At 69.7% G+C, this 17182-nt stretch carries 14 protein-coding genes; 6 read left to right on the top strand and 8 right to left on the bottom strand.

Going from position 1 to position 17182, the window contains the following annotated elements; translation table 11 throughout:
* The first annotated feature begins 1 nt into the window (after position 1).
* The 3 genes from EDF47_RS02200 (at position 2) to EDF47_RS02190 (ending at position 3877) form a co-directional block, all read left to right on the top strand.
* Positions 2–1066, top strand: coding sequence for a Rieske 2Fe-2S domain-containing protein (locus EDF47_RS02200; RefSeq protein ID WP_133936620.1), 1065 nt, complete (start codon positions 2–4; stop codon positions 1064–1066).
* Positions 1066–2754, top strand: a complete 1689-nt coding sequence (locus tag EDF47_RS02195) for a ubiquinol-cytochrome c reductase cytochrome b subunit (protein WP_131880102.1) — start codon at positions 1066–1068, stop codon at positions 2752–2754. The genes EDF47_RS02200 and EDF47_RS02195 overlap by 1 nt, the downstream gene beginning before the upstream one ends.
* A gap of 163 nt (positions 2755–2917) precedes the next feature.
* Complete coding sequence (locus EDF47_RS02190; protein WP_131880100.1) at positions 2918–3877, top strand: phosphodiesterase; 960 nt, start codon at positions 2918–2920, stop codon at positions 3875–3877.
* Positions 3878–4412: 535 nt separating this feature from the next.
* On the opposite strand, the gene EDF47_RS02185 is transcribed toward EDF47_RS02190, so the two are convergent.
* The 4 genes from EDF47_RS02185 to EDF47_RS02170 form a co-directional block, all read right to left on the bottom strand.
* A complete protein-coding gene (locus EDF47_RS02185) occupies positions 4413–5966 on the bottom strand; it encodes a stealth conserved region 3 domain-containing protein (protein WP_131880098.1) in 1554 nt (517 codons plus the stop codon).
* A 97-nt stretch (positions 5967–6063) separates the two neighbouring features.
* Positions 6064–6498 (bottom strand): DUF6804 family protein, encoded by a 435-nt coding sequence (locus EDF47_RS02180; RefSeq protein ID WP_207913255.1) that lies wholly within the window; start codon positions 6496–6498, stop codon positions 6064–6066.
* The gene (locus EDF47_RS02175; RefSeq protein WP_123294424.1) at positions 6498–7082 is read right to left on the bottom strand and encodes a GDSL-type esterase/lipase family protein; all 585 of its coding nucleotides are present in this window, start codon (positions 7080–7082) and stop codon (positions 6498–6500) included. Before EDF47_RS02175 ends, EDF47_RS02180 begins: the two co-directional genes overlap by 1 nt.
* Complete coding sequence (locus EDF47_RS02170; RefSeq protein ID WP_133936621.1) at positions 7079–8611, bottom strand: SDR family oxidoreductase; 1533 nt, start codon at positions 8609–8611, stop codon at positions 7079–7081. Before EDF47_RS02170 ends, EDF47_RS02175 begins: the two co-directional genes overlap by 4 nt.
* A gap of 43 nt (positions 8612–8654) precedes the next feature.
* Here EDF47_RS02170 and deoC point away from each other — a divergent pair, with 43 nt between their 5' ends.
* From deoC to EDF47_RS02155, 3 genes are all read left to right on the top strand, one after another.
* On the top strand, positions 8655–9386 hold the full coding sequence (deoC, locus tag EDF47_RS02165; protein WP_131880096.1) for a deoxyribose-phosphate aldolase: 732 nt from the start codon (positions 8655–8657) through the stop codon (positions 9384–9386).
* A gap of 137 nt (positions 9387–9523) precedes the next feature.
* A complete protein-coding gene (locus EDF47_RS02160; RefSeq protein ID WP_123294427.1) occupies positions 9524–10477 on the top strand; it encodes an ROK family protein in 954 nt (317 codons plus the stop codon).
* Between the two features lie 136 nt (positions 10478–10613).
* Positions 10614–11204: a type IV toxin-antitoxin system AbiEi family antitoxin gene (locus tag EDF47_RS02155; protein ID WP_207913254.1), complete on the top strand. Its 591-nt coding sequence runs from the start codon at positions 10614–10616 to the stop codon at positions 11202–11204.
* Between the two features lie 380 nt (positions 11205–11584).
* Here the strand turns inward: EDF47_RS02155 and EDF47_RS02150 are convergent, their stop codons facing one another.
* From EDF47_RS02150 to secD, 4 genes are all read right to left on the bottom strand, one after another.
* Positions 11585–13909, bottom strand: a complete 2325-nt coding sequence (locus tag EDF47_RS02150) for a bifunctional (p)ppGpp synthetase/guanosine-3',5'-bis(diphosphate) 3'-pyrophosphohydrolase (RefSeq protein ID WP_228505676.1) — start codon at positions 13907–13909, stop codon at positions 11585–11587.
* A 69-nt stretch (positions 13910–13978) separates the two neighbouring features.
* Positions 13979–14326, bottom strand: a complete 348-nt coding sequence (locus EDF47_RS02145) for a rhodanese-like domain-containing protein (RefSeq protein WP_131880094.1) — start codon at positions 14324–14326, stop codon at positions 13979–13981.
* Positions 14326–15339, bottom strand: a complete 1014-nt coding sequence (gene secF, locus EDF47_RS02140; protein WP_131880092.1) for a protein translocase subunit SecF — start codon at positions 15337–15339, stop codon at positions 14326–14328. The genes EDF47_RS02145 and secF overlap by 1 nt, the downstream gene beginning before the upstream one ends.
* Positions 15339–17090, bottom strand: coding sequence for a protein translocase subunit SecD (secD, locus tag EDF47_RS02135; RefSeq protein WP_123292812.1), 1752 nt, complete (start codon positions 17088–17090; stop codon positions 15339–15341). The genes secF and secD overlap by 1 nt, the downstream gene beginning before the upstream one ends.
* Positions 17091–17182 lie beyond the last annotated feature (92 nt).

Raw genomic sequence — 17182 nt, 5'->3', positions numbered from 1 at the left:
CATGGCAGAGCACGACGACGAGACGCTGAACTCGTCCTCGGCTGTCGAGAAGCACGGCACGACCACCTCCCCCGGGATCGCGGTGCTGCCCGCCGACCCGTTCGAGAACCCGGGTGAGCCGCCGCACCGCGCGCGCCGCACCGACGTCGACCCGAAGAAGCAGCGCCTGGCCGAGCGTCAGGTCGCGACCTTCTTCTACCTCTCGATCGTCGGCAGCGTCCTCTCGATCGCGGCCTACGTCGCGTTCCCGATCGACTCGAACGACTTCGGGACGGTCCGCACCGCGAACCTCTTCCTCGGCCTCTCGATCGCCCTCGCGCTCATCGCTCTGGGCCTCGGCGCGGTCTACTGGTCGAAGTCGCTCGTCGTCGACCGCGAGATCACCGAGCTCCGCCACGGCACCCGCGGCACGGACGCGACGCGCGCCAAGGCCGTCGAGGCCTTCCAGCTGGCCGACAAGGAGTCCGGCTTCAGCCGTCGCAAGCTGATCCGCAACTCGATGATCGGTGCGCTGGCCGCGTTCCCGCTGCCGGGCATCGTCCTGGTCCGCGACCTCGCCCCGGCCGAAGACCCGAACGAGCTCCTGCGCCACACCTTCTGGAAGCAGGGCCTTCGCCTGACGAAGGACCCGACGGGTCTGCCGATCAAGGCCTCGGACGTGACCATCGGTTCGGTGTTCCACGTCATCCCGGACGGCATGCTCGACTCCGAGCACATGCTCGAGGAGAAGGCCAAGGCCTCCGTCCTCCTCATGCGTCTCGACCCGAAGGACCTCAACCCGTCCAAGGGCCACGAGAACTGGGGCTACGACGGCATCGTCGCGTACTCCAAGATCTGCACCCACGTCGGATGCCCGGTCGCGCTCTACGAGCAGCAGACGCACCACCTGCTGTGCCCGTGCCACCAGTCCACCTTCGATGTCTCGAACAACTGCGAGGTCATCTTCGGTCCGGCCGCACGCCCCCTCCCCCAACTTCCGATCGCGATCGACGACGACGGCTACCTGGTTGCCCAGAGCGACTTCCACGAGCCGGTCGGACCGTCCTTCTGGGAGCGTGAACGCTGATGACCAGCACCCCCACCACCACGGCACCGAGCAGCACGGCCAACAAGCCGGCTCCGGAGCGCGGATCCCGCATCATCGGCGGGGTCGCCAACTACATCGACGAGCGCACCAGCATCTCGGGGCTCGTCAAGGAAGTCGGCCGGAAGATCTTCCCGGACCACTGGAGCTTCATGCTCGGCGAGGTGGCGCTGTACAGCTTCGTCGTCGTCCTGCTCTCCGGCACGTTCCTGACGTTCTTCTTCCAGGCCTCCATGGCCGAGGTCGTCTACAACGGCTCGTACGTCCCGCTCAAGGGTGTCGAGATGTCGACGGCGCTCCAGTCCACGCTGGACATCTCGTTCGACATCCGCGGCGGGCTCTTCGTCCGCCAGGTCCACCACTGGGCAGCCCTGCTGTTCGTGGCGTCGATCATGCTGCACATGGCCCGCGTGTTCTTCACCGGTGCCTTCCGCAAGCCGCGTGAGCTCAACTGGGTCTTCGGCTTCCTGCTCTGGGTCCTCGCCATGGGTGAGGGCTTCACCGGCTACTCGCTCCCCGACGACCTGCTCTCCGGAAACGGTCTGCGGATCATCGTCGGCATGATCGAGGGTGTCCCGGTGATCGGCGTCTGGATCGCCTACCTGCTCTTCGGTGGCGAGTTCCCGGGCACCGACATCGTGGGCCGCCTCTACACGCTGCACATCCTGCTGCTGCCGGCGATCCTCGTCGCGGTGCTCGGTGTCCACCTCGTGCTCGTCGTGATCAACAAGCACACCCAGTTCGCCGGCCCGGGCAAGACCAACGACAACGTCGTCGGTGTCCCGATCCTCCCGGCGTTCGCCGCCAAGGCTGGTGGGTTCTTCTTCATCGTCGCGGGCATCATCGCCCTCATCGCGTCGATGTTCACGATCAACCCGATCTGGAACTACGGCCCGTACGACCCCTCGCCGGTCTCCGCCGGTACCCAGCCCGACTGGTACATCGGCTTCGCCGACGGCGCACTGCGTCTGGTGCCGCCGCACTGGGAGGTCGTGTGGTTCGGCTACACGGTGTCGTTCAACATCCTGGCGCCCATCGCGGTCCTGGTGCTGCTCATCCTCGCGATCCTGCTGTACCCGTTCCTCGAGTCGTGGATCACCGGCGACAAGCGCGAGCACCACATCCTGGACCGCCCGCGCAACGCCCCGACCCGCACGGCGATCGGTGCCGCCGGCATCACGCTCTACGCCAGCCTCTGGGCTGCGGCGTCGTCGGACATCATCGCGACCCACTTCCTGGTGTCGATCGAACACGTGATCCACGTGATCCAGGCAACGACGGTCCTCGGCCCGTTCGTCGCCTTCTGGATCACGAAGCGCGTGTGCCTCGCACTCCAGAAGAAGGACCGCGAGATCGTCCTGCACGGCTACGAGTCCGGTCGCATCGTCCGACTCCCCCACGGTGAGTACATCGAGGTGCACGAGCAGCTCGACGAGTACGAGCGCTGGAAGCTGCTGCAGTTCAACGAGTACAAGCCGCTCATGATCCGCCCGAACGCCAAGGGGCAGATCACCGTGGTCCAGAAGGCCCGTGCGAGCGTCTCCCGCTTCTTCTTCGAAGACCGCATCGAGCCGGTCTCGAAGGCCGAGCTCGAGGCAGCGCACGCCGCCCACCACGGCCCGGACCTCGAGGGCAGCCACCAGGCCCCGCAGGTCGAGGAAAAGCACTAAGCACGACGACAGGAACCCCCGCCACCACGTGGCGGGGGTTTCTTCGTGCGATGGGCGAAACGCCGCCCCCAGTTCACGGCTGGTTCACCGACACGTGCTGGACTCATCCAGGACGGTGTGGCAACGTGTTGCACCACGCATCCGCCAACGGAATGAGACCCCGATGGACAGCCGGACGGCCGAACACCCCAGGCCGAACCACTTCCTCCTCCACCTCAGCGACACCCACCTCGTCTCCGGCGACGGTGATCTGTACGGCGGGGTCGACTCCGCCGCACGGCTCACCGAGATCGTCGCGGACATCGAAGCATCAGGCACCCGGCCGGAAGCGATCGTCGTCACCGGCGACGTGGCCGACAAGGGCGAACCGGGTGCCTACGCCCGCGTCCGCGAGATCGTCGAGCCAGCTGCCCGCCGGATCGGTGCCCAGGTCATCTGGGCGATGGGCAACCACGACGAGCGCGGCGCGTTCCGTCAGGAGCTCTTCGGGTTGCACCCCACCGACCGTCCGGTCGACTTCGTCTACGACGTCAACGGTCTGCGGGTGATCACTCTCGACACGAGTGTCCCGGGCCACCACCACGGCGAGGTCTCCCCCGAGCAGCTCGACTGGCTGGCCGAGGTCCTGTCCGAGGCTGCGCCGCACGGCACCATCCTGGCGATGCACCACCCGCCCGTGCCGAGTGTGCAGGACCTGACCGTCCTCGTCGAGCTCCGCGACCAGCATGCCCTGGCCGAGGTCGTCGAGGGCAGTGACGTCCTGTCGATCATCGCCGGACACCTGCACTACTCGACCAGCGCGGTCTTCGCGGGCATCCCCGTGTCGGTCGCCAGTGCCACGTGCTACACGCAGGACCTCACCGAGTTCCAGGGCGGCACGCGTGGGCGGGACGGCGCGCAGTCGTTCAACCTGGTGCACGTGTACGGCCACAACGTCGTGCACTCGGTCGTCCCGATCGGGCACTACTCCACGGTCGGCGAACCCGTTTCGGCCGTCGAGACCGAGGCCCGACTCGCAGCGCACGGGGTCACGATCCCGCCCGCGGTCGAGCCGGCTCCGGTGACCTCGAGCATCCCGGTCTTCACGCTCGACTCGGTGCCGGTCTCCCCCGTCCACCGGTAGGTCGCCGCACTTCGTGAGCAGCAATGGTCGGGTCCGCAGTGCGGACCCGACCATTTGTGCTCACCATGTGCGGTGGGCGTGCGCGGGGGCGGACGGGAGGCGCGTGGCGGGGCCGCTACGGGCCTCCCGTCCGGCCACCGGTCACCACCCACCGCGAGACGTGCGTCGAGCGGTCAGCTTGCGTCGTCTGACGGCGTGGGCGCCGACAGGCCGCGACCGGTCGGCGGTCGGCGACGGGGCGGGGCGGTCGGGAGGCGCGTGGCGGGGCCGTCCCGGCCCTCCTGTCCGGTGAAGGGTCACCACGCACCGCGTGTCAGGCGTCGAGCGGTCAGCTCGCGTCGCCTGACGGCGCGGGCGCCGACAGGCCGCGGCCGCTCGGCGGTCGGCGACGGGGCGGGGCGGGGCGGTCAGGCTCGCCCGGAGCCGTGGCTGGGCTTCGGCTCCGGGCTCGCGGGCTCACCCGGAGCGCGTGGCTGGGCTTCGGCGCCGGGCTCGCAGGCTCGCCCGGAGCGCGACAGCAGAACGCTGGCGCGTTCTAGACGCTGTCGCGCTCCCACGGCGCGGGGAAGGGGAAGTAGCGCTCGAGGAAGTCGGTCACGCGCTGCGTCCGCTCCTCGTCGCTGACCTCCGGGAAACTGCCGTCGTTCAGGCAGAAGAAGTCCGCGTTCCGCTTCTTGAGCAACTCGTCGAGCGACCGCAGCCCGGACTGCATCGTGGTGTCGATGTAGCGGACGTCGGCGTTCTCCTGCGTGATCGCCCGACCCGTGAGCAACGAGTAGTAGTGGTAGAGCGAGTTGGTCACCGAGATGTTCTCGGCAGCACGGAAGCGCGACGCCGCCGTGGCACGGAACTCGTCGGCGAACTCGTGCTCCATCTCCGTCATGATGGACGACCGGAGCGGGGTGGGCGCATGCTCGAGGTGCCTGGTGGTGACCGCACCGAACCGCTGCTGCAACAGGCGACGGTTGACCCGCGCGGAGTTCTCGAACCCACTGCGCGCGGCGTTGTTCACGCCGAGGCCGATGCGGGTGGTGGCGAGGATGAACTTCGACACCGACCCCGGGCTGAAGAACACCGAGGGGTCGACGGTGCGGCCGAAGAACATGTCGTCGTTCGAGTAGATGAAGTGCTCGCTGATGCCCGGGATGTGGTGCAGCTGCGACTCGACGGCCTGCGAGTTGTGCGTCGGCAGCACGGACGGGTCGGCGAAGAACTCCTCGCTGCGCACGATGCGGACCTTGGGGTGGTCGGCGAGCCAGTGCGGAGCGGGTGAATCGGTGGCGATGTAGATCTGGCGGATCCACGGTGCGAACGTGTGCACCGAGCGGAGTGCGTACTTCAGCTCGTCGATCTGGCGGAACCGTGCGGGGGCGTCGTCGCCCTCGCCCAGGACGGCCGTCGCCTGCGCTGCCTGGCGGGCGCGCTGGTACTCGATGGCGTTGCCGTCGACCCACGAGAAGACGATGTCGATCGGGAACCGTATGTCGGAGACGTGGTCGTCGAACATGTGCTCGACGGTGCGCCAGGTGCGGCCGTAGCGCTCGATGTCGACGAGCACGAACTCGTCGACCGGCAGGCTGCGGCGCATCAGCGCGTTCTCGACGGGCGCGAGCACCTCGGTGTCGGTGAGTCGCCAGAACTCGAGCTGCACGCTCGTCTCGGCGCCGTAGCGCAGGCGCCCGAGGGGCTCGAGACGCGGACGGAAGACGCGCAGCACCGGCTCGTCGACCGGCCCGAGACCGTCGTCCTGCACGAGCACGGCCGGTTCGCCCGGCGGCTTCGCGTAGAACGGTTCGTTGACGGCGGCGGCCATGACGGCGCTCTCGGCACGCTGCCGGTCCCGCTCGTCGATCGCGATGACCGGACGCTCGTCGTTGCCGCGGATGAGCAGGTGGTCGACGTCCGCCTCGGTCAGCGCGTCGTCCAGGAACAACAGGTCCTCGATCATCGACTGCTGCGGCGTCAGGTGGCCGTTGAGCAGCGTCAGTCGCCCCTTGCGGACGACGACGTCGGGCCGGTCGAGACCGCCGGAGGACGGTCGAGGGGTCAGCAGAGGACTCTCGGTCACCGGCTCGGTCTCGTCGTTCATCCATGCCCTTCGGGTCGTGCTGCCGGGTCCTGTACCCGACCCTGCGATCCTACCGTCCGCCCGCCCGGTCGGTTCCGCAGGCGGTCAGCGGAGCCGGTCAGGAGGCCCGGGGTGCGTCCGCCTCGCGCGGCACCTTGACGGCGATGCCCACCACGATGAACAGGGCGGCAGCCAGGATCTGCAACGCGGCCCACACCTGGCCGGGGATCGGCACCGTGACCAGTGGGTTCCAGCAGACGGCGACGGCGGCCATCAGCACGGCGGCCCACCACGTCTTCCCGCGCACCGCGAAGACGAGCACGATGAGGGACAGCACCGTGATGCCCCAGCGGGCGAAGACGAAGCCGGACGAGTCGATGATCGCGACGCAGGCGAGCAGGACGATCGCGGCGATGAGCGACGGCGCGAGTGCCGGCCGGGTGAACCCCGGGGTGGCACGGGTGTTCGTCGTCCCCGCGGTCGGTCGGACCGGTGCGGCGGGCGCGCCGTTCTGCGACGACCCCACCGGGGGTCGTCCCTTGCGGGCAGCCATCAGGCGGGGGCCTCGTCGAGGTCGATGGCCGTGAAGGACCGGGACATCGGCGGGAGACCCCGCACACGCTCGAGCGCGGGGACCAGCTCGCCGAGGTAGGCCCGGTAGCCCTCGTCGGTGAGGTGCAGGCCGTCGTCGGTGAAGCGGTCGTCCAGGTGGTCGCCGTCGGCCAGCGCGGGCCAGGCGTCGAGGTACTGCGCGTGGCAGGTCGCGACGAACTGCCGCAGGTGCCGGTTCGCCTCCTCGATCTTCGCCGTGTACTCGGCCTGGCGGGGCAGGACGGAGACGAGCAGCAGGCGGACACCGGGCAGCTCGCGCCGCAGGGTGACGAGGATCGTCTCGACGTTGCGGACGACGTGTTCGGCGCTCGCGCGGTGGTTGCCGAAGTCGTTCGTGCCGATCAGCAGCACGATCACCTCGGGCTGTTCGGCGACGACCGCGTCGAGCCGTGCGAGCACGCCGTCCGTCGTGTCGCCGCTGATGCCCTGGTTCAGGGTCTGCTCGTCGGGGAGCCAGCTGTCCCACGACCCCTGGGCCGTGATGCTGTCCCCCAGGAACAGGACGGGACTGCGTTCCTCGGTCATGCTGCCTCCTCGTTCGCCGGTTCCGGACTCCCATTGTGCTGGGTCCGGTTGCGCTGCGTCGACTCGGTGTTGTCCGACTCGCGCTCGGCGGCCGCGGTGATGCGCTCGACCATGCCGGGGAAGATGATCCCGTGGAAGGGCAGGATCCCGTACCAGTACAGCCGTCCGGGCAGGCCCTGCGGGAAGTAGATCGCCCGCTGGTGGTAGTCGCTGCCGCCCTCGGGGTTCGGGGCCACGGTCATCTCGAGCCAGGCGCGCCCGGGTGACTTGAACTCGGCGCGGAGCCGCAGGTAGTGACCGCGCTCGAGGCGTTCCACGCGCCACCAGTCGAGGGCGTCGCCCTGCTCGAGTCGGTCCTGGTCACGACGACCACGGCTGAGCCCGACGCCGCCGGCGACCTTGTCCATCCAGCCGCGGGCGACCCAGGCCAGCGGGAACGAGTACCAGCCGTTCTCGCCGCCGATCGACTCGACGACGCGCCAGACGTCCTCCGCCGAGGCGGTCGAGTGCCGCTTCCGGTCGTCGACGTAGACGGTGTGGCCGGCCCAGTCCGGGTCGGTCGGCATCGGGTCGGCCGAGGCGCTCGACAGGGTGGCGCTCCGCCAGCTCGTCTGCACCTCGCCGGAGCGCATCTTGTTCAGTGCGAGTCGGACCGCGCGGCGGTACGAGGTGAGCCCGCCCTCGGGCTGCGGGACGACGTCGTCGATGTCGTGCTCGCGCTGGACGCACTCGAACTGCAGCGATTCGATGATCGGCGTCGCGAGCTTCCGCGGGATCGGGGTGACGGCGTTGAACCAGTGTGCGGCGAGGCGCGGGGTGAGCACCGGCAGGACCGTGATCGGGCGCTGCCGCAGCTTCGCCTCGACCGCGTAGCCGTTGAGCATCTGCCCGTAGCGCAGGACGTCCGGCCCGCCGATGTCGAAGGTGCGGTTGACGTCGGCGGGGACGTCGAGCGCCGCGACCAGGTAGTACAGGACGTCGCGCACGGCGATCGGCTGGATGCGGTTGCGCACCCACCGCGGTGCGGGCATCCACGGCAGGACGTCGGTCACGTGCCGGATCATCTCGAACGAGGTGCTGCCGGAACCGATGACGACGCCGGCCTGGTAGGCGATCGTCGGCACGCCGGAGTGGAGCAGGATCTCCCCGACCTCCTTCCGGCTGCGCAGGTGCTTCGACAGGTCGCCGTCGGGGTGCAGGCCGCCCAGGTAGACGAATCGGCTGACGCCGGCACGCTTCGCCTCGTGCGCCATCGTCTCGGCCGCCTGCCGTTCCGCGGACTCGAAGTCGCCGTCGGCACCCATCGCGTGGGCGAGGTAGTACACGGCCTCGACGCCGTCGACCGCGGCGCGGACCGCGTCGGCGTCCTGCAGGTCTCCTTCGGCGACGTCGACGTCGCTGCTCCACGGGACGTCCTGGAGCTTCCGGGGGTTGCGCACGAACACGCGCACGGAGTGTCCGGCTTCGAGGAGACGGGGGACGAGACGACCGCCGATGTACCCGGTGGCGCCGGTGACGAGGACCTGCATGCCCGGAACGCTACGCGGCACGCCTGACGGGTAGGCTTGCCGGGTGGACAACGCAGCCTTCCCCGTCACCGCCGATGCCGTCCGCGGCCTCATCGACCACGCGATCCTGAAGCCCGAGCTCACCCGCTCGGACGTCGACGCCCAGCTCGACGAAGCCGCCGCGTACCGGGTCTTCAGCGTGTGCGTCCGGCCCAGCGACGTCGCCTACGCCGTCGAGCGTCTCCGGGGCACCGGCGTCGGCGTCGGGACGGTCATCGGCTTCCCGCACGGCACCACGTCCACCGCGGCCAAGGTCGCCGAGTCGCTGCAGGCCCTCGCCGACGGCGCCTTCGAGCTCGACATGGTGCAGAACATCGGCGCCGCGAAGTCCGGCGACTGGGAGCGCGTCGAGCAGGACGTCCGCGCCGTCGTCGACGCCGCCGGGTCCACCGTCGTCAAGGTGATCCTCGAGACCGCGTTCCTGACCGACGACGAGATCGTCGCAGCCTCGCGTGCCGCGCAGTCCGCCGGTGCCGCGTTCGTGAAGACCTCCACCGGGTTCGCCGGCGGCGGGGCGACGACCGAGCACATCGCGCTGATGCGCCGCACGGTCGGAGCCGACACGGGCGTCAAGGCCTCGGGCGGTGTCCGCGGGCTCGACACCCTGCTCGAGATGGTCGACGCCGGGGCCAACCGCATCGGCACGAGTGCGTCCGCGCGCATCCTCGACGAGGTCGCGCACCGCGTCGAGACCGGCGCCGCGTCTTCGCAGGGCGACGACACCAGCTCCTACTGACCCACCGCGACACGACCTGATCCACCGCACGACGACCTGACCCGACCGACCCACCACCTGCCAGGCCGGGGCCCACCGGACGCGACGCCGCGTCCGGGAGCCGCCCCGGGCCTCCAGACCGCCGCATCGGAGCGCGCATGTCCAGCACCGCACCCCAGTCCCCCGCCCTCGCACTCGCCGTCGACCTCGGCGGCACCAAGGTCGAGGCCGCGCTCGTCACCGACCAGGGCGTCGTCCTGCCGGGCACGCGCTTCCGCAGCCCCACCGGGCCGCAGCGCACGTCCGACGAGCTGCAGGCAGCCGTCGACGAGGTCGTGACGAGCGCGCTCGCCACGGTCCCGACCGACGCGACCCTGGTCGGCGTCGGGGTCGGCTCGGCCGGCCCCGTCGACGAGGAGCACGGCCTCGTCTCCCCGCTCAACATGCCGGTGTGGCGCGGCCACCCGCTGCGCGACCGCATCGCCGCGCTCGTGCCCGAGGGCGTGCCGGTCACGCTGCGCATGGACGGCCTGGCGATCACGCTGGCCGAGCACTGGGTCGGTGCGGCCCAGGGGTACGACCACGTCATGGGCATGATCGTGTCGACCGGCGTCGGCGGTGGCCTCATCCTGCACGGCCGCACCGTCAGCGGCCCGACCGGCAACGCGGGGCACATCGGGCACGTGGAGTGTGGCGGCTACGACGATCCGTGCGCGTGCGGCGGCACCGGCTGCCTGGAGGCGATCGCCAGCGGCCCGAAGACGGTTGCCTGGGCGCAGCGCCAGGGGTTCGACGGGTCCACCGGCGAAGAACTGTCGGCGGCGTACGCGGCCGGCGACGAGATCGCGGTCGCCGCGGTCAAGCGCAGCGGCCGGGCGCTCGGGCAGGCGATCGCGGCGGCGACGAGCCTCGTCGACCTCGAGGTCGTGGCGATCGGCGGCGGGTTCTCCCACGTCACGCCGGACCTGTTCGAGTACGCACGCGAAGCGGTGGCGGAGCGCGTCGAGTTCGGGTTCGTGACGAAGGTACGCATCGTGCCGACGGCGCTGTCGCAGGACGGCCCGCTCATCGGCGCCGCGGCACTCGTGCACCGCGCCGACGTCCTGCGCTGAGCGCGAGCGGCCCGCGCCGTGGAAGTGACCGGCGACGGCCTGGAGGCGCGGTGCGGGCCCGCACGGGCCTCCAGGCCGGTCCGCGGCTTGTCCACAGGCATGTCGGTCGCGTGCGCAGGTCGGGCAGGATGTGCGGGTGCCCCGCCCGCGACTGCTGACCAGTGACGACTGGCCGGAGCCCGAGCTGCGTGCGGCGGTCCTCGCCGGCGAACTCGTCCCAGTCGGACCGTGCTGGGCCTCCCCTGCCGAGCCGCAGACGCCGTCGTTGCGTGCCGCCGCTGCCGCCTGGGTCCTGCGGGATGGGCGGCTGATCGCCTGCACCCTGACGGCCGCGTGGATCTGGGGTGCGGCGTCCAGACTGCCGGCGCCGCTCGAGGCCTGCATCCCGCCGCAGGTCCGAGTGCACGTCGGGCCGGACGTGCGCCTGCGGGAGGTCCGGATCCAGGCTGACGACAGCGTCGTCCTCGGAGGGCTGCGGGTCACGATGCCGGCGCGGACCGCGGTCGACCTGCTCCGGATGCCGGGCCTCTCGGCCGGCGCGTTCGGGGAGGCCGAGGCGACGGCCGTGCACGGGCTGCTGGCGATCGGGGCGGTCTCCGCGGCCGAACTGCAGGTGCGGCTGAGCGCCCTCGGGACGATCCCGATGGTGCGGCAGGCCGAGCGGCGGTTGCGGGGGCTGCAGGACGCCGCTGGGGCCGCTGGGGGCGCTGGGGGCGCTGTCCGGTAGTGCGTCGCGGGTGCGAGCGGTCACAACACCCCGCTCGCGTCCGCCGAGTGGTCGCGAACTGTCGGACGGCGGGGCCGCAGCCGACGGTTCGTGACCGGTCGACGGGGCACGCGCGACGAGTCACGACCGGCGGATGGTCGGGCGTCGGCCGGACGTCGGCCGGACGTCGGGCGGGAGGCGCGGGGCGGGGGCGCCACGGGCCTCCCGTCCGGAGCGTGCGAGCGGTCAATACACCCCGCTCGCGTCCGCCGAGTGGTCGCGAACTGTCGGTCGGCGGGGCCGCAGCCGACGGTTTGTGACCGGTCGACGGGGCCCGCGCGACGTGTCGCGACCGACGGATGGTCGTGCCGCGCGGGGCACTGCCGCGGCGGTGGCCGTGCTCAGCCGGCGCTGACGCGGTAGACGTCGTAGACGGCGTCGATGCGTCGGACCGCGTTCAGCACCCGGTCGAGGTGGATGGTGTCACCCATCTCGAACACGAACCGACTGAGCGCCAACCGGTCGGACGAGGTCGAGACCGTCGCCGACAGGATGTTGACGTGGTGGTCGGTGAGCACCCGGGTGACGTCGCTGAGCAGCCCCGACCGATCGAGCGCCTCGATCTGGATCTGCACGAGGAACACCGACTTCGACGACGGGGCCCATTCGACCTCGATCATCCGGTCGGGCTCGTTCATCAGGGACTTGACGTTCGTGCACGACGACTGGTGCACCGAGACGCCCTGCCCGCGGGTGATGAACCCGACGATCTGGTCGCCCGGCACCGGCGTGCAGCACTTCGCGAGCTTCACCAGGATGTCCGGCGCACCGCGCACCAGCACGCCGCTGTCGCTCGTGCGCAGCTGACGGCTCGTGACCTGCCGCGGGAACGTGAGCTCCGGCTCGTCGGTCTCCGTGTCGCTCTGGACGCTTCCCAGGACCTTCTCGATGACGGACTGCGTCGAGACGTGCCCCTCGCCGACCGCGGCGTACAGGGCCGAGACGTCGTCGTAGCGCATCGACGAGGCGACCTCGGCGATGGTGTCCTGGCTCATGATCCGCTGGAGCGGCAGGTTCTGCTTGCGCACGGCCCGGGCGATGGCGTCGCGGCCCTGCTCGATCGCCTCTTCGCGGCGCTCCTTGGTGAACCACTGCTTGATCTTGTTGCGCGCCCGCGGGCTCTTGACGAACTTCAGCCAGTCCTGCGACGGACCGGAGTCGGGGTTCTTCGACGTGAAGATCTCGACGACGTCGCCACTCGACAGCGAGCTCTCGAGCGGGACGAGGCGACCGTTGACCTTGGCGCCCATGGTGCGGTGCCCGACCTCGGTGTGCACGGCGTACGCGAAGTCCACCGGGGTGGCGCCGGCGGGCAAGCCGATGACCTTGCCCTGCGGCGTGAAGACGTAGGTCTCCTTCGCGCCGATCTCGTAGCGGAGCGAGTCGAGGAACTCCCCCGGGTCGCTCGTCTCGGCCTGCCAGTCGGTGATGTGCGCGAGCCACGCCATGTCCTGGTCGTCGGTGGTCGACGAGGTCCCGACGTCTCGGCCGGCGGCACGCTGCTTGTACTTCCAGTGCGCGGCGACACCGAACTCGGCGCGCTGGTGCATCTCGTGCGTGCGGATCTGGATCTCGACCGGGCGCCCTTGCGGCCCGAGCACGCTGGTGTGCAGCGACTGGTACAGGTTGAACTTCGGCGTCGCGATGTAGTCCTTGAACCGGCCGGGCAGCGGTGTCCACCGCGCGTGCACCGAACCGAGCATGGCGTAGCAGTCGCGCACCGTGGGCACGAGCACCCGGATGCCGACGAGGTCGTAGATCTCGTCGAACTCGCGACCTCGCACGATCATCTTCTGGTAGATCGAGTAGTACTGCTTCGGCCGCCCCATGACCTCGCCGCGGACCTTCGCGGCCTTCAGGTCCTTCTTGAGCGTGCCGATGACGTTCTGGACGAACTGCTCGCGCTTCGGCTGCCGTTCCTTGACCAGGCTGTCGATCTCGACGTAGAGCTTCGGGTGCAGGACCGCGAAGGACAGGTCCTCGAGCTCGAGCTTGATCATCTGTATGCCGAGCCGGTGCGCGAGGGGCGCGTAGATCTCGAGCGTCTCCTTCGCCTTGCGGGTGGCGGAGGTGGACTCGACGAAGCCCCAGGTGCGGGCGTTGTGCAGCCGGTCGGCGAGCTTGATGACCAGCACGCGGATGTCCTTCGACATCGCGATGACCATCTTGCGGACCGTCTCGGCCTGGGCGCTGTCGCCGTACTTGACCTTGTCGAGCTTCGTGACGCCGTCGACGAGCATGGCGATCTCGTCGCCGAAGTCGACCTGCAGCTGGTCGAGCTGGTAGTCGGTGTCCTCGACCGTGTCGTGGAGCAGCGCGGCGGCGATCGTGATCGGCCCGATGCCCAGGTCGGCCAGGATCTGGGCGACCGCGACGGGGTGCGTGATGTACGGCTCGCCGGACTTGCGCTTCTGACCGTCGTGCGCGCGCTCGGCGACGGAGTACGCGCGCTCGATGAGCGTGACGTCGGCCTTGGGATGGTGCGAGCGCACCGTGCGGATCAGGGTGTCCACGGCACCGGCCGGCTGGGCGCGGGAGAACAGGCGCGGCAGCAGCGACCGGAGGGAACCGAGGTTGCCCGTCGTGTTCGGTCCGAGGGGGCTGGTCGGCCGCTGGGCGGAGCCGGGGCGGCTCGGCGCGGACGGCTCTTCGCGGGTGTCCGTCATGATGCGCCTCCCAGGACTCGGTCCGAGAGCTCGATCCGAGCTCGATCCGCCAACACTACGCGTGTCCGGTCAGTGCTCGTGACCCGGTTCGCCCTGGGCGTCGCGGACCACCGGTGCTCCGGACTGCTCCCAGGCGACCATGCCGCCGGTCAGGTTGACCGCGGAGACACCGGACTGTTCGAGAGCCGCCACCACCCGGGCCGAACGAACACCCGAGTGGCAGACGATGATCGCCGGTTCGTCGCCGCCGTCGATCTCCTGCCAGCGGTTCACCAGCTCGGACATCGGGACGAGCGTGGCCTCGGGAGCGTGGACCTCGTCCCACTCCCCCTGCTCACGGACGTCGAACAGCCGCGACCCCGACTCCAGCCGACGACGCGCCTCGGCGACGTCGACCTCGGTGATCTCGATCGGCATCAGGCGGTCGCCTTCGCGTCGGCGTCGGCGTCGACCTCGCGCTGGCGCTTCTCTGCCGCCTGGATCTTCTTGGCGTCGGCCTGCTTGATCTTCGGCTCGTTCTCGCGCAGCTGGGCGTACATCGGCGACGCGATGAAGATCGTCGAGTAGGTACCGACGATGATGCCGATGAACAGTGCCAGCGAGATGTCGCGGAGCGTGCCGGCACCGAGCACGTACGACCCGATGAACAGGATCGCCGCGACCGGCAGCAGCGCCACGACCGAGGTGTTGATCGAGCGGACGAGCGTCTGGTTCACCGCGAGGTTCACCGACTGCTTGAACGTGCGGATCGACTCCTGCGCGGTGTTCTCACGCACCTTGTCGAAGACCACCACGGTGTCGTAGAGCGAGTACCCGAGGATCGTCAGGAACCCGATCACCGCCGCGGGCGTGACCTCGAGCCCGACGATGCCGTAGACACCGGCCGTGATCAACAGGTCGTGGACCAGCGCGGCCATCGCGGAGAGCGACATCTTCCAGGTCCGGAAGTACAGCGTCATGAAGACGGCGGCCAGGGCGAGGAAGATCACCAGACCGCGGATCGCCTGGGCGAGCACGTCGGCACCCCACGTGGCACCGATGAACGTCGCCGCGACCTGGCTCTCCGGCACGTCGTACGCCTCGGCCAGGGCGTCCTGCACCTCGGTCGTCTGACGGTCGGTGAGCTGGCCGGTCTGCACGCGGATGCCGTGCGTTCCGAGCTGGGAGACGCGCGGGATCTCGTCCGAGACGACACGCTCGACGGTGTCCGTCGCGATGCTCTGGTCGGTGTTCTCGACGTCCGACAGGGTGAACTCGGAACCACCGGTGAACTCGATGCCGAGCTGGTACCCGCCGCGCAGCCACGGGGTGGCGAGCGAGATCACGATCATGATGAGCGCGATGAGGTACCAGGTCTTGCGTCGTCCGATGATGTCGTACGACCGCTTCCCCGTGTAGAGGTCGCTACCGAACTGGCTGAAGCTGGCCATCAGTCGTCCTTCCCGTCCGGCGTCGAGCCGTTGTCGCCGGAGGCCTGCTGGGCCTTCCGTTCCGCGATCGTCTGTCGGCGCTGCGCCTCACCGGCACTGCGCTGGCGCTTGCCGTCCACCACGGGGGCGCGGAACTGCGCACGCCCCTTGTAGACCGCACCGAGCGCCGCTGGGTCGAGCCCACTGAACTTGTGCCCCTCGCCGAAGAACCGGGTGCGGGAGATGAGCTGCATCATCGGGTGGGTGAAGAGCGCGACCACCACGATGTCGATCAGCGTCGTGAGGAGCAGCGTGAACGCGAAGCCCTTCACATCGGCGACCGCGAGCACGTACAGGGTGACGGCAGCGAGGAAGTTCACCGCGTCGGACGCCAGGATCGTGCGGAGTGCGCGCTTCCAGCCGGACTCGACCGCACTCTCGAGCGCACGACCGTCGCGGAGTTCGTCACGGATGCGTTCGAAGTAGACGATGAACGAGTCCGCCGTGATGCCGATCGCGACGATCAGACCCGCCACACCCGCCAAGGACAGGCGGTAGTCGACGCGCCACGACATGATCGCGATGACCAGGTAGGTCAGGACGGCTGCCACCCCGAGCGAGAGCACCGTGACGAACGCGAGCGCCCGGTACTGGATGACGGAGTAGATGATCACCAGGCCGAGGCCGATCAGGCCCGCGACGAGACCACCGATGAGCTGCGCCGTTCCGAGCGTCGCCGAGATGTTCTCGTTCGACTGCACCTGGAAGTTGATCGGCAGCGCACCGTACTTGAGCTGGTCGGCGAGCGTCTTCGACGACTCGGCCGTGAACGAGCCGGTGATCTGCGCCTTGCCGTTGGTGATGGCGGAGTTCGTGGACGGGGCCGTGATGACCGAGCCGTCCAGCACGATCGCGAACTGGTTCTGCGGTGCCTGCAGCGAGACGAGGCGGTTCGTGACGGTGCGGAAGTCCTTCGTGCCCTGGCCGTCGAAGGTCAGGTTGACGGCCCACTGGCCCGTCGACGTGCCCTGCGAGTCGGTGGCCAGACCGGAGGTGGCGTTGCTGATGTTCGCACCGGAGACCTCGACCGGGCCGAGGATGTACTTCGACGCACCGTCGGCGTCACACGTGACGAGGGGCTCGTCGTCCGGCGCCGAGGTGACGTCGTCCGGAGCCGCGCAGTTGTAGTTGGTGTACAGGTCCTGCAGCGCCGGGGTGATCCAGTTGACGTCGCTGGCGTTCGTCGGCTTCGCGCTCGGCGTCGCTGCGAGCGATGCGGGCGGCGAGTACGGCGTCGGCGAGGCGGTGGACTTCCCGTCGTCACCGACGGCGGAGTTCGTCGCGGCCTCGGTGAAGAGCACGGGGCGGAACGTCAGCTTCGCCGCTGCCTCGATGCGGTCGATCGTGGCCTTGTCGGGCCGACCGGGGATCGACACGACGATGTTGTTCGCACCCTGCGTGTTGATCTCGGTCTCGGAGACACCGGTGGCGTTGATGCGCTGGCGGATGATCTCCACCGCCTGCTGCAGCTGCTGCGAGGTGACCGAGTCGCCCTCGGTGTTCTGCGCCGCGAGGGTCAGCTGCGTGCCGCCCTGCAGGTCGAGTGCGAGCTCCGGTACCCAGCTCGCGCCCTGGTACCACTTGTCCGTGTCGTCCTTCGAGCTGCCGGCGAGGATCGTCGCGGCGGTGTTCAGGCCGGCGAGGATCGCCATCAGGATCACCAACCAGGTGAGCGAGCGCAGCGCCTTCTTGACGGGTGTCGATCGTGCCACCGGTCGTCTCGTCTTTCTGTTCAGGACCGTCGGCGCTCAGGCACGACGGCAGAGGGAAGCCGCCGGGTCAGACGACCCGGCGGCCGAGGGCG

The sequence above is a fragment of the Curtobacterium sp. PhB190 genome (assembly GCF_004365385.1).
Taxonomy (GTDB): domain Bacteria; phylum Actinomycetota; class Actinomycetes; order Actinomycetales; family Microbacteriaceae; genus Curtobacterium.
This window is presented reverse-complemented; position numbering and strand designations above follow the sequence as displayed.

What these genes read in the sequence shown, in the direction of transcription:
- secF (WP_131880092.1), bottom strand. Translation starts at nt 15,339, where the DNA reads ATGGCCAGCTTCAGCCAGTTCGGTAGCGACCTCTACACGGGGAAGCGG.
- EDF47_RS02190 (WP_131880100.1), top strand. Translation starts at nt 2,918, where the DNA reads ATGGACAGCCGGACGGCCGAACACCCCAGGCCGAACCACTTCCTCCTC.
- EDF47_RS02145 (WP_131880094.1), bottom strand. Translation starts at nt 14,326, where the DNA reads ATGCCGATCGAGATCACCGAGGTCGACGTCGCCGAGGCGCGTCGTCGG.
- EDF47_RS02150 (WP_228505676.1), bottom strand. Translation starts at nt 13,909, where the DNA reads ATGACGGACACCCGCGAAGAGCCGTCCGCGCCGAGCCGCCCCGGCTCC.
- EDF47_RS02195 (WP_131880102.1), top strand. Translation starts at nt 1,066, where the DNA reads ATGACCAGCACCCCCACCACCACGGCACCGAGCAGCACGGCCAACAAG.
- EDF47_RS02160 (WP_123294427.1), top strand. Translation starts at nt 9,524, where the DNA reads ATGTCCAGCACCGCACCCCAGTCCCCCGCCCTCGCACTCGCCGTCGAC.
- EDF47_RS02170 (WP_133936621.1), bottom strand. Translation starts at nt 8,611, where the DNA reads ATGCAGGTCCTCGTCACCGGCGCCACCGGGTACATCGGCGGTCGTCTC.
- EDF47_RS02200 (WP_133936620.1), top strand. Translation starts at nt 2, where the DNA reads ATGGCAGAGCACGACGACGAGACGCTGAACTCGTCCTCGGCTGTCGAG.
- EDF47_RS02185 (WP_131880098.1), bottom strand. Translation starts at nt 5,966, where the DNA reads ATGAACGACGAGACCGAGCCGGTGACCGAGAGTCCTCTGCTGACCCCT.
- EDF47_RS02180 (WP_207913255.1), bottom strand. Translation starts at nt 6,498, where the DNA reads ATGGCTGCCCGCAAGGGACGACCCCCGGTGGGGTCGTCGCAGAACGGC.
- EDF47_RS02175 (WP_123294424.1), bottom strand. Translation starts at nt 7,082, where the DNA reads ATGACCGAGGAACGCAGTCCCGTCCTGTTCCTGGGGGACAGCATCACG.